The sequence below is a fragment of the Psychroflexus gondwanensis ACAM 44 genome (assembly GCF_000355905.1).
Classification (GTDB): Bacteria; Bacteroidota; Bacteroidia; order Flavobacteriales; family Flavobacteriaceae; genus Psychroflexus; species Psychroflexus gondwanensis.
The window spans coordinates 75,056-89,456 of sequence record NZ_APLF01000007.1 but is presented as its reverse complement, the minus strand read 5'-3'; the positions used below and the strand labels follow the sequence as shown (position 1 = coordinate 89,456).

Genomic DNA, 14,401 nt, shown 5'->3' with positions numbered 1-14,401 from the left:
AAAATTTAATAATATGAAATTTATTTTAAAATCCATTTTAGTAGGTATGGTGTTTATCTCTTTTTCTTGTCAGCAAAAGGAGGAGTCTACAGAAGCTAAAGCATTTGATGCTCAAATGAAGCAAACTATTCAAATTCATGATGATGTGATGCCTCAAATGAGTAAGATCAACAGTTTGATTACTGAGCTTGAAAGTGAAAAAGAAGAACTAGAAAGCGCAGAAGAAGTGAATACTCAGTTGGTAGGAAAGCATGCTGCTGCCATTGTAGATTTACAAAATGCCCACGATTTGATGATGTCTTGGATGAAAAACTTTAGCTCTTCTTTTTCAAGAACGGAGATTAACACTGGTTTACAGGCTAAAGACAAAGATAGCATAAAGGCGAAGGTGGAATTATTGGAGATGCAATACAATTTAGCTGAAGAAATGAAAGCTGCTATTAATTCTTCTATAGAAAATGCTCAAATGGTTTTAGCTGAATAGAGCTTATAATTCTCCAAAACCAAAAAACCAGCATAAGCTGGTTTTTTGGTTTAAAAAAAAGCCCTGAAGTCCTTTAAAAATAAAGAAAAATTGAAGGTAAATATTGCAAATATTTTCGTTAAATAACATGTAGAAATAATTCATTAATTATATATTTGTAAGTAATTTAGAATTAATCCATTTAAATATGATTAAAGTTAGCGAAGAAGCAAAGGTAAAAATAACTAATCTTATGGGTGAAGAAGGCTATAATGTCAAAAACCACTTTGTAAGAGTTGGAGTAAAAAGCGGCGGATGTTCTGGGTTATCTTACGATCTGAATTTTGATCAAGCCCAGAACGACGAGGATAAACTTTTTGAAGATAATGAGGTGAAAATCGTTATCAACAAAAGCAGTTTTTTATACTTAATTGGAACCACTTTGGAATATTCTGGAGGGTTGAATGGAAAAGGATTTGTATTTAATAATCCTAACGCAGAAAGAACATGCGGCTGTGGTGAAAGTTTTTCACTTTAATTTAAAAGAAAACGATTATGGCATATACGGAACAAGAACTCGAAAAGGAACTTCAGACTAAAGAATACGAATATGGTTTTTATACAGAAATGGAGTCCGATACATTTCCTCCAGGCTTAAATGAAGATGTAGTTATCGGTATTTCCAAAAAGAAAGGAGAGCCAGATTGGATGACACAATGGAGATTGGATGCTTACAGGCATTGGTTAACCATGAAGGAACCAAATTGGGCCAATATTGGTTTTGAAAGACCAGATTACCAAGCTATATCCTACTATTCTGCACCTGGCACTAAACCAAAATATGATAGCTTAGATGAGGTAGATCCTGAAATGTTGGAAACTTTCAAAAAATTAGGAATATCTATCGACGAACAAAAGAAATTGTCTGGTGTTGCTATGGATGTTGTGGTGGATTCTGTATCTGTAACCACTACTTTTAAAAAGACATTAGCTGAAAAAGGAATTATTTTCTGTTCTATTTCTGAAGCGATTGAAGAACATCCAGAGCTTATAAAAAAATATATAGGTTCAGTAATTCCTACTTCAGACAATTATTTTGCTGCCCTTAATTCTGCAGTATTTAGCGATGGCTCTTTTTGTTACATTCCAAAAGGGGTGAGATGTCCAATGGAATTATCAACCTATTTTAGAATTAACCAAGCAAATACTGGTCAGTTTGAAAGAACACTGGTGATTGCAGAAGATTCTAGTTACGTTAGTTATCTAGAGGGCTGTACAGCTCCTATGCGAGATGAAAATCAATTGCACGCTGCCGTTGTAGAGTTGGTAGCTTTAGATAATGCAGAAATCAAATATTCAACAGTTCAAAACTGGTACCCAGGAAATAAAGAGGGTATAGGTGGAGTCTACAATTTCGTCACCAAAAGAGGAATTTGTGAGAAAAACGCTAAAATAAGTTGGACTCAAGTCGAGACTGGTTCAGCTATCACTTGGAAGTATCCAAGTTGTATTTTGAAAGGAGACAACTCCACTGGAGAATTTTATTCCATTGCAGTAACCAACAATTTCCAGCAAGCAGATACTGGTACCAAAATGATTCATATTGGTAAAAATACCAAGAGCACAATTATTTCAAAAGGTATTTCCGCAGGGAAATCTCAAAATAGTTATAGAGGCTTAGTTCAAATTAACAAAGGAGCAGATAACGCGAGAAATTTCTCTCAATGTGACTCATTATTGATGGGAAACAGATGTGGAGCTCATACGTTTCCATACATAGAAGCTAAAAATAAAACGGCACAAGTAGAGCACGAGGCAACCACCACTAAAATTGGTGAAGACCAAATCTTCTACTGTAATCAAAGAGGAATTGATACTGAAAAAGCAATTGCTCTTATTGTAAATGGTTACAGTAAAGATGTACTCAATAAGCTGCCGATGGAATTTGCAGTGGAAGCTCAAAAATTACTTGAAATATCACTAGAAGGTTCAGTTGGATAAATATAAATTAATGAAGATATCTATTTTATCCATTTTAGTTTGTTTATTGACTTTAGGGTCATGTAAAAAGGAGTCTAAAGATTCAAAAGTAGATGAAGAAATCTCGAAGGCGGAAATGGAAGGTTCGTTAAAAACGATGACGGGCGAATTTATTTATGCTGATTCTGCTGCCGTTTTTCAAACTAAAAACGCAATTTACGGTGTGGTCATTAATGAAATGGCCGAAGAACTTATTGCAAACGTCCGTGATATGAACCCAGATCCATACGCGTCCTTCGATGTGACTTTAAAAGTTAAAATAGAAAACAATACCCAAGAGGATGCTTGGCCTAAAGTGGTTAAAATCCAAAATATTATAAAAGTAGAACAGTCTCAAGATGACCAAAGTCTTAGACTAAGTAAATAATAAGTAGTTATGTTAAAGATAAAAAACTTACACGCAAGTGTAGACGGTGAAAAGATTTTAAAAGGTATTAATCTAGAGATTAATGCTGGAGAAGTTCATGCCATAATGGGTCCTAATGGATCTGGTAAAAGTACACTTGCCTCAGTTATTGCAGGGAATGAAGATTTTGAAGTTACAGAAGGAGATATTCTCTTTGAAAAAGCAAATATATCTGAACTTTCTCCAGAAGAAAGAGCACACAAAGGGATTTTCTTATCTTTTCAATATCCAATTGAAATCCCAGGAGTTTCTGTGACCAATTTTATCAAAACCTCTATCAATCAGGTCAGAAAGGCTAGAGGGCAAAAAGATATGCCTGCTAATGAAATGCTGAAAAAAATTAGAGAAAAATCTGCTCTGTTGGATATGGACAGAAAATTTTTATCTAGATCTCTAAATGAAGGTTTCTCAGGAGGTGAGAAAAAAAGAAATGAAATCTTCCAAATGGCTATGCTAGAACCAAAATTGGCTATTCTTGATGAAACAGATTCTGGTTTGGACATAGACGCTCTTAGAATAGTGTCCGATGGTGTCAATCGTTTAAGAAACAAAGGCAATGCAACATTAGTGATTACTCACTATCAAAGATTATTGGACTACGTTATACCAGATGTTGTACACGTGTTGATGGATGGTAAAATAGTAAAAACAGGCGGTAAAGAACTGGCTAAAGAGTTGGAAGAAAGAGGTTATGATTGGCTCAAGGAAGAACGAGCAGAAATGACCTCGTAAGCAAGCCTTTACAAGAACCTTAAAGATTTAAAACATGGAACTTAAAGAAAAATTAATGTCTTCTTATCTTGCTTTTGAAGAGCAAGTGGATATGGAAAACGATATCCATAATGTAAGAAACAAAGCTATAAAGTTTTTTGAAACTACCGGATTTCCTACCAAAAAGATGGAAGCTTGGAAATATACTTCACTCAACTCTATCTTGAAAGAAGACTACAGCATATTTCCTAAAAAGGAAGATGCTATAGATTATAAGGATATAAAGAAGTATTTAATACATGATATAGATACGTATACTATCGTATTTATTGATGGAATTTATTCTTCTCACCTGTCGAGAACTACTCACGATAAGTTGGATGCTTGTTTGATGTCTTCGGCTTTGAACAAGCCTAAGTACAAGTCCGTTATGGATAAGTATTTTAATAAAATTGTTCCTGAGGAGAGCATGTCTTCTTTAAACACAGCTTTTGCTAAAGAAGGTGCTTATATTAGAATTCCTAAAAACGTAAGTGCAGAAAAGCCTATTCAAATTCTGAACTTTTCTACAGGAAATGAGTCAGCTTTAATGGTTCAACCTAGAAACTTAATTATTGCTGAAGAGGGTGCTCATGTTCAAATTATTGAGAGACATCAAAGTTTGACGGATAATCCTGTGCTTACCAATTCGGTGACAGAAGTTTATGTAGGAAAAAATGCTGAAGTGGATTATTATAAAATTCAAAATGATAAGACCACGTCTTCTCTCATAGACAATACGTTTATTAAACAAGAACGTGATAGTACCTGTTCTTTACATACGTTTTCCTTAGGTGGAAAAATCACTAGAAATAATTTGAGGTTTTATCAGCATGGAGAGAACTGTAATTCCATACTTAAAGGAGTTACTATTTTAGAAGGAAAACAGCATGTAGATCACAATACTCTGGTCCATCATATCGAGCCTAATTGTGAAAGTCATCAAGATTATAAGGGAATTTTTTCTGAAAAATCGGTTGGTGTCTTCAATGGGAGTATTCTCGTAGATAGATTGGCTCAAAAGACAAATGCTTTCCAAAGCAATAATAATATTTTGTTAGATGATGGGGCTACTTGTAACTCTAAACCACAATTGGAAATTTTTGCAGATGATGTAAAATGTAGTCACGGTTGTACGATTGGCCAATTAAACAATGAAGCCTTATACTACCTAAGAACTCGAGGAATCCCTAAAAAAGAAGCTCGAGCTTTACTGATGTTCGCCTTTGCAAACAAGGTTATGAGCAGCGTTAAAATTCCAGAAATCAAAAAAAGGATTACCAAACAAATTGCATTAAAACTTGAAGTCGAATTAGGATTCAACTTATAAGAATTCAATTGGGTTAACTTACTAAGAAGTAAAATTTTAAGAAACGAAACATGAACATGGTGAATACTTCTGAACAACTTTTAGATATAGATAGCATACGCAAAGACTTTCCTATTCTTCATAGAGAAATTAATGGAAAACCTTTGGTATATTTTGATAATGCTGCCACTTCTCAAACTCCAAGACAGGTTATAGACTGTATTGTAGACTATTACGAAAATAAGAATGCTAATATCCACAGAGGAGTGCATTCACTTTCGCAAATTGCTACAGATGCTTACGAGTCTGCTAGAGAAAAAGTGAGGGCTCATTTCAATGCGAAACATGGCCACGAAATTATCATGACTTCTGGGACTACGCATAGTATTAATTTGGTTGCCAATGGATATGCTTCCATTTTGAAGCCTGAAGATGAGATTTTGGTATCGGCAATGGAGCATCACTCCAATATTGTTCCATGGCAAATGCTTTGTCAGAAAACAGGTTCCAAATTGAAGGTGATCCCGATGTCAGAAAAGGGAGAATTGGTAATGGAGGCTTATAAAGACTTGTTGAACGAGCATACCAAACTTGTTTTTGTAAATCATGTTTCCAATGCTTTAGGGACCATAAATCCTATCAAAGAAATCATTGATTTAGCTCACCAAGTTAATGCTAAGGTTTTAATAGATGGCGCACAATCAGCACCACATTTAAAAGCTGATGTTCAAGCTTTGGACGTTGATTACTACACGGTTTCTGCCCATAAAATTTGTGGTCCAACAGGTGTAGGTATGTTATATGGAAAAGAAGAGCTTTTGAACATGTTACCTCCTTATCAAGGTGGTGGCGAAATGATTGATGAAGTGACTTTTGAAGAGACGACTTATGCCGGTTTACCACATAAGTTCGAAGCTGGAACTCCAAATATTTCTGGAGGTATAGCCTTTGGTGCCGCTCTAGATTATATGAATGCTATTGGCTTCGATACCATTGCAGCTTATGAAATGCAGTTGCTTATTTATGCAACCGAGGAGATAGAAAAAATAGACGGCGTAAGAATTTACGGGACAACTCCAGAGCATAAAACGGCGGTTCTTTCATTTAACATTGAAGGTTTGCATCCTTATGATATTGGAACCTTACTCGATAAAATGGGAATTGCAGTGAGAACTGGGCACCATTGCGCTCAGCCTATTATGGATTTTTATAAAATTCCAGGAACGGTTCGTGCTTCTTTTTCATTTTACAACTCGAAAGCAGAAATTGACTCTTTTATTACTGCTTTGAAAAAAGCAAAATCTATGCTATTATGAAACAATCCTCAATTTTAAAAACAGGCTTTGCGTTGCTTTCAATTGTTTTAATTTTCGCTTCTTGTAAAGCTCAACAACAAGGGAAAATGACTTCAGAAAAGCTTGTCGCTCAAGACTATGTGATAACACAATTAGGGGAGAAAGAAATTGCCGACTCTAAACTAACGTTGAAGGTCAATCCAGAAAACTCTACAATTTCAGGATACTCGGGGTGTAATAATTATAACTTCAGCTATAAATTGAAGGATGGAGTTTTGGATTTAGGCTTTGCTTCAGCAACAAAAATGTATTGCGATGATAAAATGGATCTTGAGAATTTATTTTTTCAAAAAGCAGCTTCAGTCACTCAATTTAATAATTCATCTGAAGTTATATACTTAAAATCTAAAGAAGGAAACGTCTTAATTAAGGCAGAAAAAAAGAAAGAAAAAAGTGAGTAATATTCAAGAAAGACAAAAAGAAATTGTAGAAGAATTTAGCATCTTTGAAGACTGGATGGATCGGTATGAATATATGATCGACCTTGGTAAATCTCTTCCACTTATTGAAGACCAATATAAAACCGACGAAAACATTATAAAAGGGTGTCAGAGTAGAGTATGGGTCTATGGAGCGATGGATAATGATAAACTCGACTTTACAGCAGATAGTGATGCCATAATTACCAAAGGAATTATTGCGATACTTATCCGTGTATTTTCTGGACAAAAACCAGAAGACATCATTGGAGCAAACACAGATTTCATAGATGAAATTGGACTTAAGGAACACTTATCACCAAATAGAGCTAACGGATTGGTGAGTATGATAAAACAAATGAAAATGTACGCTATTGCATATAATAGCCAACAAAATAAAGCTTAATATTATGGCTGAAGAACTAAACACAGATCAACTTGGAGAAGATGTAGTAAGAGTTTTAAAAACTATTTACGATCCAGAAATCCCTGTAGATATCTACGAACTTGGACTCATTTATGATGTTTTTGTCAATGAGGATAGTGATGTCAAAATTTTAATGACCTTAACCTCTCCCAACTGTCCAGTAGCAGAATCTCTTCCTCAAGAGGTGAAGGAAAAGGCGGCTTCTTTAGATTGGGTCAACGAATGTGAAGTGGAATTAACCTTTGATCCTGCTTGGTCCCAAGAATTGATGAGTGAAGAAGCAAAACTTGAATTAGGAATGTTGTAAGCTATGGCTGAGATTGTAAATAAGGTGGCACTAAGTTCTCTGATAACTTTTAACCTAGAGGATTATTATCCAAAAGGGAGAAGAGTACAAATCGATATCAAAGAGTGGTTGTTCCAGGGTATTATTCTTAAAGAAAAAGACTTTAGGCTAGAGCTTAAAGCACATAATTGGAATCAATATGAAGATGCCTACGTAGCCCTTTATTGTTCAACCGATTCTATAATTCCAAGTTGGGCCTATCTTTTAATAACCACATATCTGGAGGGGATAGCCCAAAAAGTCGTTTATGGATCTTTAGAGGTGTTAAACTCGTTGCTTTACCAAGAGGCGCTTTCTCAAATAGACCTTACTGATTATAAAGATAAACCCATTATTATAAAAGGCTGTTCTGATAAACCAGTGCCAGAAAATGCGTACTTATTTGCTTTACAAATGCTACAACCCGTTGCTAAGTCAATTATGTATGGTGAAGCATGTTCAGCTGTTCCTCTTTATAAAAAACCTAGAAAGGTTTAGGTAGTATCTCAATTTTATAATTTCATTTGCTCCATAAAATTATTAAAAAATGAAGTTTAAATACATCTTAAGCTTTCTCTCCATTCCCTTTTTAAGTTCAATATTACAAGCACAATCTCAAAGTGTTCCCGCTTCTTCACAAAACGATACCATTTGGAAAACCGAAGGAAATTTTCAATTTCTGATCAATCAAGCAGCCTTTAATGATGACTGGCAAGGTGGTGGAACTACCAACTACTCAGCTAACATTGTGGTTAACTACGATATTTATTACAACAAAGGAAAATATGCCTGGGATACTAAGCTCTTAGGGGACTATGGTATAAACAAGATTAAGGATCAAGAATTCTACAGGAAAACAAATGATCGTTTAGAGCTCAATTCGACCATTGGCCGCCAAATAGGACAGTCCAAATGGTATACATCTGCCTTTGTGAATTTCAGATCTCAGTTCGACAAGGGCTATGAGTTTGGAGAAGATGTAGACGGAAACGATACGAGGAGACTTCAAACAGAATTCATGTCTCCAGCCTTTACTCAATTAGGGTTTGGTATTTTATGGAAAGAAAGTGACGATATTCGTGTCAATATTTCACCAGTAACAGGCCGTATCATTACTGCCAACAAGAAATTTACTACTACTCCAGGTTATGTAGACGGTGATTTTTTCGGTATTGATGAAGGTGAAAGTATACGGACCGAATTTGGTGCCTCTGTGAATGCTTTTGTAAAATTCAAAGTCATGGAAGGCATTACTGTAGGAAACGTATTAAGCTTATATTCTAATTATCTTGAAGATCCGCTAAATGTAGATATAGATTATACCTTAAATCTTATTATGAGTGTAAATAAATATATTTCGGCGAATTTTACCTTCCAGGCCATATATGATGACAATTCCGTAAGGGGTTTTCAAATAAGAGAAGTCTTAGGTGTTGGTTTAAATTATACTTTTTGAATTTAATCCATTAAGCTTAAACTCTAAACTATGCTGTTCTTAGGAGATTAGTTAGTTTTTGTAGACTTGCCCTCGATGAGGTTTTAATCGATCTCTTACAGATTTCATGTCGACTTCTTCAACTACCATAAAAGCGATAAAATGAAAGTCATCTAGCTTTTCGGTTCCTGTTACCTTTAGATTTAAAGCATTTACATTTAAGAAGTCATTCAAATGAATGGTGTGATGCTCCGCTGTCTTCTCTGCATTTGGACCTCTAAAGTCCCAAATTAATTTTATTTGTTTACTCATAAGTTTGATTAATAATTTTGGCTAAAGAACACATTTTTTTCAAAGCCGTTTTATTTAGGGAGTCCTTTTAATAGACTCCTCACTTCCTCTACACTAGTTACATAAAATTTAGCCTTAGTTTTTTTAACACCTACCTTTATGGTTTGTGAGTTTTCTGGAAGCTCCTCAAACATAAATTCATCGGTCCAGTCATCTCCAATGGCAAAGACATGTTGAGCAGGATTTTGATTCAAAATATAAGTGCAAGCTCTGCCTTTATTCACTTTACTACTTTTTATTTCAATAACTTTATTACCTTCCAGCAAGGTAAGGTCTGTGTTAGAGATAAAACTGGTTAGCACCGTTTTTATTTCTACAACTCGCTTTTGAGCCAATTCGATATCAGTATCTCGATAATGCCAAGCTAGCGAAAATTTCTTTTTTTCAACAAGTGTTCCTGGTGTTCTATCCACAAAAGTTTCCAAAACAGGGAGAACGTTTTCCATCCAATCGGTTTTTAAATGCTCTAGAGTTTTCCATGTTTGCCCTTTTTCGCGAATGGAAACGCCATGGTCGGATACTAGAGTATAAGGAGTGTCTTTAAACCATTCATTCAACGTTTTTTTATCTCTCCCGCTGATAATGACTAGCTCGAGATTTTCAATTTTTTCAAGTCCATTTAATAATTGGAAAAGCTCAGAATCTGGTTTAGCATCTTGAGGGTTTTTAGTAAAGTTGACCAAAGTCCCGTCGTAATCTAAAAACATCACCTTTTTTTCAGAGGATTTCAATTTCTCTCTGAAATTTTCTATATCAGTTGACTTCAATTTTGAGGCCTGGATAAGACTATATACTTTATGTACTTGTTTTAGGGAGTTCATAAATTCACTTGCCCATTTCTCTACGCTATACCTAGACACTCGGTCTTGAAGAGCCTTCATTCTTTGTTTTTGCTCCGCCTTTGGCATTTCTAAAGCTTGCTTTAGAGTGTCCGCAATTTCTTCATAATTGAAAGGATTGATAAGCAAAGCTTCATTGAGTTCTTTTGAGGCCCCTGTCATTTCACTAAGGACTAGCACACCGTCCTCTTTGGTTCGAGTGGCAATATATTCTTTAGCAACGAGGTTCATTCCGTCTCTTACGGGAGTAATTAAGGCAACCTCCGATGAGGTGTACAGGTCTATTAAATTTTCAAAAGGTAGGGTTCTATAAAAATACCAAATGGGGGTCCAGCTCACCGTGGAAAATTCACCATTAATTCTACCTACAAGTTCGTCGGTTTCTTGCTTCAATTTTTGATACTGAGGTACCTGAGATCTTGAAGGTACTGCTAGCATAACGAGTCTTATTTTCTCTTGGAATTGTGGATATTTCTTTAAAAAATAGTCAAAGGCTTTTAACCTGTTAGGGATCCCTTTGGTATAGTCCATTCTATCGATGGAAAGCACCATTTTCATACCAACTTCTTTCTGAAGATGTTGATCTAGTCTTTTTTGAATTTCGGATTTGTTATTTTCATCTTGTTTATCATGCTTAAGAGCAGCATTTTTAAATTTTTTGTAATCGATGCCCATCGGAAAAGAGTCTACCTTTATGATTCTGTTGTTATAGGTAACTTTGTTGAAATTAACCTCCAAACTAAGAATGCGTTTTATAGAACTTAAAAAGTGTCTCTCGTAATCATAGGTATGGAAACCAATTAAATCGGCACCAAGCATACCTTCTAAAAGTTCTTTACGCTTAGGAAAGATTCTGAATATTTCATAAGAAGGAAAAGGAATATGATTGAAGAATCCGATAGAAATGTTTGGTTTTTTAGCTTTAACAAGTGCAGGGACCAGTAAGAGTTGGTAGTCTTGTATCCAGATTTGGTCACCATCTTCTGCGTGTTTTAAAACCACTTCCGCAAATTTTTCATTCACGCGTTTATAGGCATTCCAAGATTCGGGATCGTACTCTGTATATTCTATAAAATAATGAAACAGTGGCCATAATGTTCGATTACTAAAGCCATAGTAATACAAGTCTAGGTCACTTTGAGTGAGACTCACAGTGACACATTGCTCTTTATGAACGGCTTTTTCAACCTTAGCCTCAAGCTCGGGAGTAAGTTCCTCTTGGGTAAGTCCTGACCAGCCAATCCAAATTCCATTGCTCTCTTTATGGACAGATTTAAGTCCTGTAGCAAGTCCGCCAACACTTGGCCTTACTTGGAGGTGATCATCTTCTATGCTTATTTGTAGAGGCAGTCTATTGGATACAATTATTGTTTTATTCATAAGGAATCTTTGTTAAACTCGTATTATTTCCTTTTATTTAATCAAAAATATGATTTTAATCTCCCAAAAACTCAGGATTGATGAATAATCTAAACTATGGAATCATAGGGAATTGTAGGACAGCAGCTTTGGTTTCCGAAACAGGTTCAATTGATTGGTGTTGTTTGCCAGAATTTGATTCTGCTTCTGTTTTTGCTAAATTATTAGATGAAAAGAAGGGGGGGCAATTCGCTTTTCATGTGGACGATTCTTACGAAATAACTCAGGTTTATGTCAAAGACACTTGTATTCTCAAAACTACTTTTTCGTCTCAAGATGCTAGCTTTGAAGTCTATGATTTCTTATCACGTTATCTCAAAAAAGATAAGGTTTATCACACCCCTCCAGAACTCATAAGGTATTTGAAAGTCACTAAGGGAACACCTAAACTAAAAGTTGATTTTAATCCAAAATTGGAGTATGCTCTTGGAAACACGGAGATATTCATCAAAGAAAATTTTATCGTAGGTCTTACGGAAGCCGATGAGTTTGATACCTTGTTTCTTTACACGTCCTTAGATAAGGAAGCTGTTGCAAATTCAAAAGAAATCTCCATGACTGAAGATGCTTTTTTCCTATTGTCTTATAACGAAAAGATAGAGCTCCCAGACATGGAGTCTGTTTCTCTAGACTTAGAAACAACCAAAGACTATTGGCTCAACTGGAGTTCAAAAACGCCCAAGTTTGGCACTTATGATGATATGATTTTAAGAAGTGCGATGACTCTTAAGCTTTTGAGTTATGATAAAACTGGGGCAATCCTAGCGGCAGCGACGACCTCATTACCCGAAACGATAGGGGAGGTGAGGAATTGGGACTATAGATTCTGTTGGATTAGAGATGCTTCCATGGTGGTGAAAGTAGTCTCTCAATTAGGTCATAAAAGAATGATAAAACGCTATCTACAATTCATAATAGATTTGATTCCAGATAAGAATGAAAAACTTCAAATCATGTATGGAATCAATAAAGAAAAGCAATTGACTGAAAAGCACTTAACACATCTTTCTGGATATAAGGATTCTAAACCTGTGAGAATTGGAAATGCGGCTTATGCACAAAAGCAAAATGATATCTACGGAATATTGGTGGATGTCATTTATCAAGAATTAGTCAAGTTTAAATCAGATATAGACAATAAAGAAGAATTATGGACTATTACGAAAGGGATTGCGTGGGTAGTCGGAAAACACTGGCAAGAGCCCGATAAAGGAATCTGGGAATTCAGGACTGAAGATCGACATTTTACCTTTTCAAAAGTCTTATGCTGGGTGGCTATAGACAGAGCTATAAAAATCTCAAAACTCTTTCATAAATCCTCCAAGCTTGAACGCTGGAAAACTTTGGAAAAAGCTATACGTAATGATATTATGGAGAATGCCTGGAACGAAGATATGCAGGCGTTTACTCAATCCTATAATTCTAAAGATCTAGATGCCTCTGTACTTTTGATGGAAACCTATGGTTTCATCGATGCTAAGGATCCTAAGTTTGTAAGTACTGTAAAGGCTATAGGAAAGCATTTAACAAATGATGGACTTCTGTATCGCTATAAAAATAAGGACGACTTTGGCTTGCCTAGCTCATCGTTTACGATTTGTACATTTTGGTATATCAATAGTTTGTTTAAAATTGGCGAAGTGGAAGACGCTAAGCAACAATTTGAGAGGTTAATCGGTTATTCTAATCACCTAGGATTGATGAGTGAGGATATCGATTTTAAAACAAAAAGGCTGCTGGGGAACTTTCCACAGGCTTATTCTCATTTGGCATTGATAGAAACGGCTATAAATTTATCTAAAGCAGAGACGTCTTAAAACTCAGAAAATCGCCGGTCGAGTAAAAAGTTATCGTCGGTTAAGGTATTTAGAAAAGAAATCAGTTGGTTTTTTTCAGTTTCTGTGAGCGAGATTCCCAAGTTATTTTCTTGTTGTAAGCTAGGATCTAAATTTTGTGTAGGTTCCACTCCAGAGTCATAATGATCTAAAACTTCTTTTAAAGATTGAAAGCGTCCATCGTGCATGTAGGGAAGGCTCACTGCGATATTTCTTAAGGTAGGGACTTTAAATTTGTACTTATCTTCCTCAAGTCCTGTTACGCGTTCACGTCCAATATCATTATACCTAGGATCAATAGATAATCCATTGTTTCTATAGGATTGATCTGTAAAAAGGATACCCTTATGGCAACTTGCACATTTAGCTTCAAATAAGGATTGACCAGCAGACTCTTCCTCGCTAAAGACAGAATTTCCTTCTAAAACTTTATCATATTTTGTATCTGCAGATACCATCATCACCATAAATTGAGACAAAGCTCTGAACATATTTTGAGTATTCACCTCGCCATTGTTAAATGCTTCGGCAAATAATTCACTGTAGACTTGGTCGCTTTTGAGTTTGTTAATGACATTAGACACCGTTTCATTCATTTCTGTATCTGTTGTAATAGGGATGATGGAAAAAGAATCGAGATGTTGGGCTGCACCGTCCCACGAGAATTCTTCGAAGTAAGCCAAATTCATTAAAGGTTGGGCATTTCTGGTTCCTAAAGCACCATCCACACCATGACTCACTTCGTGGGTATGGTGTGTAAAAGAAAACTCTTGTACATGACAAAATCCACAAGAAATAACTCCTGTTGAGGATAATCTCCCATCGTAAAATAATTTTTTACCTAACTCAAAGCCTTTTTCTGTAGGTGGATTTTCTTCCAAATTGTAAACAGGTTGTGGAAAGAAATCTGGCTGAGGGAAGTCTAATTTTTTATTTTCTGAAATTTCAACATAAGTATTCTCCTCACCGCTGCAGGCAAAACATACTATCAATACCAGGATGAGAAATACTTTATTCATGTTTGTGGT

Annotated in this window: 16 protein-coding genes; 13 read left to right on the top strand and 3 right to left on the bottom strand. The window is 35.5% G+C overall.

Annotated features, from left to right (window positions below):
* Window positions 1–13: 13 nt before the first annotated feature.
* From PGOND44_RS08135 to PGOND44_RS08080, 12 genes are all read left to right on the top strand, one after another.
* On the top strand, window positions 14–484 hold the full coding sequence (locus PGOND44_RS08135; protein WP_003439698.1) for a hypothetical protein: 471 nt from the start codon (window positions 14–16) through the stop codon (window positions 482–484).
* 187 nt (window positions 485–671) lie between these two features.
* Window positions 672–1,001, top strand: coding sequence for a HesB/IscA family protein (locus tag PGOND44_RS08130; protein ID WP_003439693.1), 330 nt, complete (start codon window positions 672–674; stop codon window positions 999–1,001).
* A 17-nt stretch (window positions 1,002–1,018) separates the two neighbouring features.
* Window positions 1,019–2,464, top strand: a complete 1,446-nt coding sequence (sufB, locus tag PGOND44_RS08125) for a Fe-S cluster assembly protein SufB (RefSeq protein WP_003439690.1) — start codon at window positions 1,019–1,021, stop codon at window positions 2,462–2,464.
* 10 nt (window positions 2,465–2,474) lie between these two features.
* The gene (locus PGOND44_RS08120) at window positions 2,475–2,870 is read left to right on the top strand and encodes a hypothetical protein (RefSeq protein WP_003439688.1); all 396 of its coding nucleotides are present in this window, start codon (window positions 2,475–2,477) and stop codon (window positions 2,868–2,870) included.
* A 9-nt stretch (window positions 2,871–2,879) separates the two neighbouring features.
* Complete coding sequence (sufC, locus tag PGOND44_RS08115; protein ID WP_003439685.1) at window positions 2,880–3,641, top strand: Fe-S cluster assembly ATPase SufC; 762 nt, start codon at window positions 2,880–2,882, stop codon at window positions 3,639–3,641.
* A 34-nt stretch (window positions 3,642–3,675) separates the two neighbouring features.
* Window positions 3,676–4,989 (top strand): Fe-S cluster assembly protein SufD, encoded by a 1,314-nt coding sequence (gene sufD / locus PGOND44_RS08110; RefSeq protein ID WP_003439683.1) that lies wholly within the window; start codon window positions 3,676–3,678, stop codon window positions 4,987–4,989.
* 50 nt (window positions 4,990–5,039) lie between these two features.
* Window positions 5,040–6,284, top strand: coding sequence for an aminotransferase class V-fold PLP-dependent enzyme (locus tag PGOND44_RS08105; RefSeq protein WP_003439681.1), 1,245 nt, complete (start codon window positions 5,040–5,042; stop codon window positions 6,282–6,284).
* Window positions 6,281–6,724, top strand: a complete 444-nt coding sequence (locus PGOND44_RS08100; protein ID WP_003439678.1) for an META domain-containing protein — start codon at window positions 6,281–6,283, stop codon at window positions 6,722–6,724. Before PGOND44_RS08105 ends, PGOND44_RS08100 begins: the two co-directional genes overlap by 4 nt.
* Entirely contained in the window at window positions 6,717–7,148 is a 432-nt protein-coding gene (locus tag PGOND44_RS08095) for a SufE family protein (protein WP_003439675.1), read from the top strand. The genes PGOND44_RS08100 and PGOND44_RS08095 overlap by 8 nt, the downstream gene beginning before the upstream one ends.
* A 4-nt stretch (window positions 7,149–7,152) precedes the next feature.
* Window positions 7,153–7,476 carry a DUF59 domain-containing protein gene (locus PGOND44_RS08090; protein ID WP_003439672.1) on the top strand — a complete coding sequence of 108 codons (324 nt, stop codon included), beginning with the start codon at window positions 7,153–7,155 and terminating at the stop codon, window positions 7,474–7,476.
* Window positions 7,477–7,479: 3 nt separating this feature from the next.
* A complete protein-coding gene (locus PGOND44_RS08085) occupies window positions 7,480–7,992 on the top strand; it encodes a DUF2480 family protein (protein WP_003439671.1) in 513 nt (170 codons plus the stop codon).
* Window positions 7,993–8,041: 49 nt separating this feature from the next.
* Window positions 8,042–8,950, top strand: a complete 909-nt coding sequence (locus PGOND44_RS08080) for a DUF3078 domain-containing protein (RefSeq protein ID WP_003439670.1) — start codon at window positions 8,042–8,044, stop codon at window positions 8,948–8,950.
* Between the two features lie 51 nt (window positions 8,951–9,001).
* Here the strand turns inward: PGOND44_RS08080 and PGOND44_RS08075 are convergent, their stop codons facing one another.
* Entirely contained in the window at window positions 9,002–9,241 is a 240-nt protein-coding gene (locus PGOND44_RS08075; RefSeq protein WP_003439668.1) for a hypothetical protein, read from the bottom strand.
* A gap of 50 nt (window positions 9,242–9,291) precedes the next feature.
* A complete protein-coding gene (locus PGOND44_RS08070) occupies window positions 9,292–11,499 on the bottom strand; it encodes a bifunctional alpha,alpha-trehalose-phosphate synthase (UDP-forming)/trehalose-phosphatase (protein WP_003439667.1) in 2,208 nt (735 codons plus the stop codon).
* Window positions 11,500–11,579: 80 nt separating this feature from the next.
* Between PGOND44_RS08070 and PGOND44_RS08065 the strand changes: the two genes are divergently transcribed.
* A complete protein-coding gene (locus PGOND44_RS08065; protein WP_003439665.1) occupies window positions 11,580–13,355 on the top strand; it encodes a glycoside hydrolase family 15 protein in 1,776 nt (591 codons plus the stop codon).
* Here the strand turns inward: PGOND44_RS08065 and PGOND44_RS08060 are convergent.
* Window positions 13,352–14,392 carry a cytochrome-c peroxidase gene (locus PGOND44_RS08060; RefSeq protein WP_003439662.1) on the bottom strand — a complete coding sequence of 347 codons (1,041 nt, stop codon included), beginning with the start codon at window positions 14,390–14,392 and terminating at the stop codon, window positions 13,352–13,354. The two genes, PGOND44_RS08065 and PGOND44_RS08060, sit on opposite strands and share 4 nt — an antisense overlap.
* Window positions 14,393–14,401: the final 9 nt, after the last annotated feature.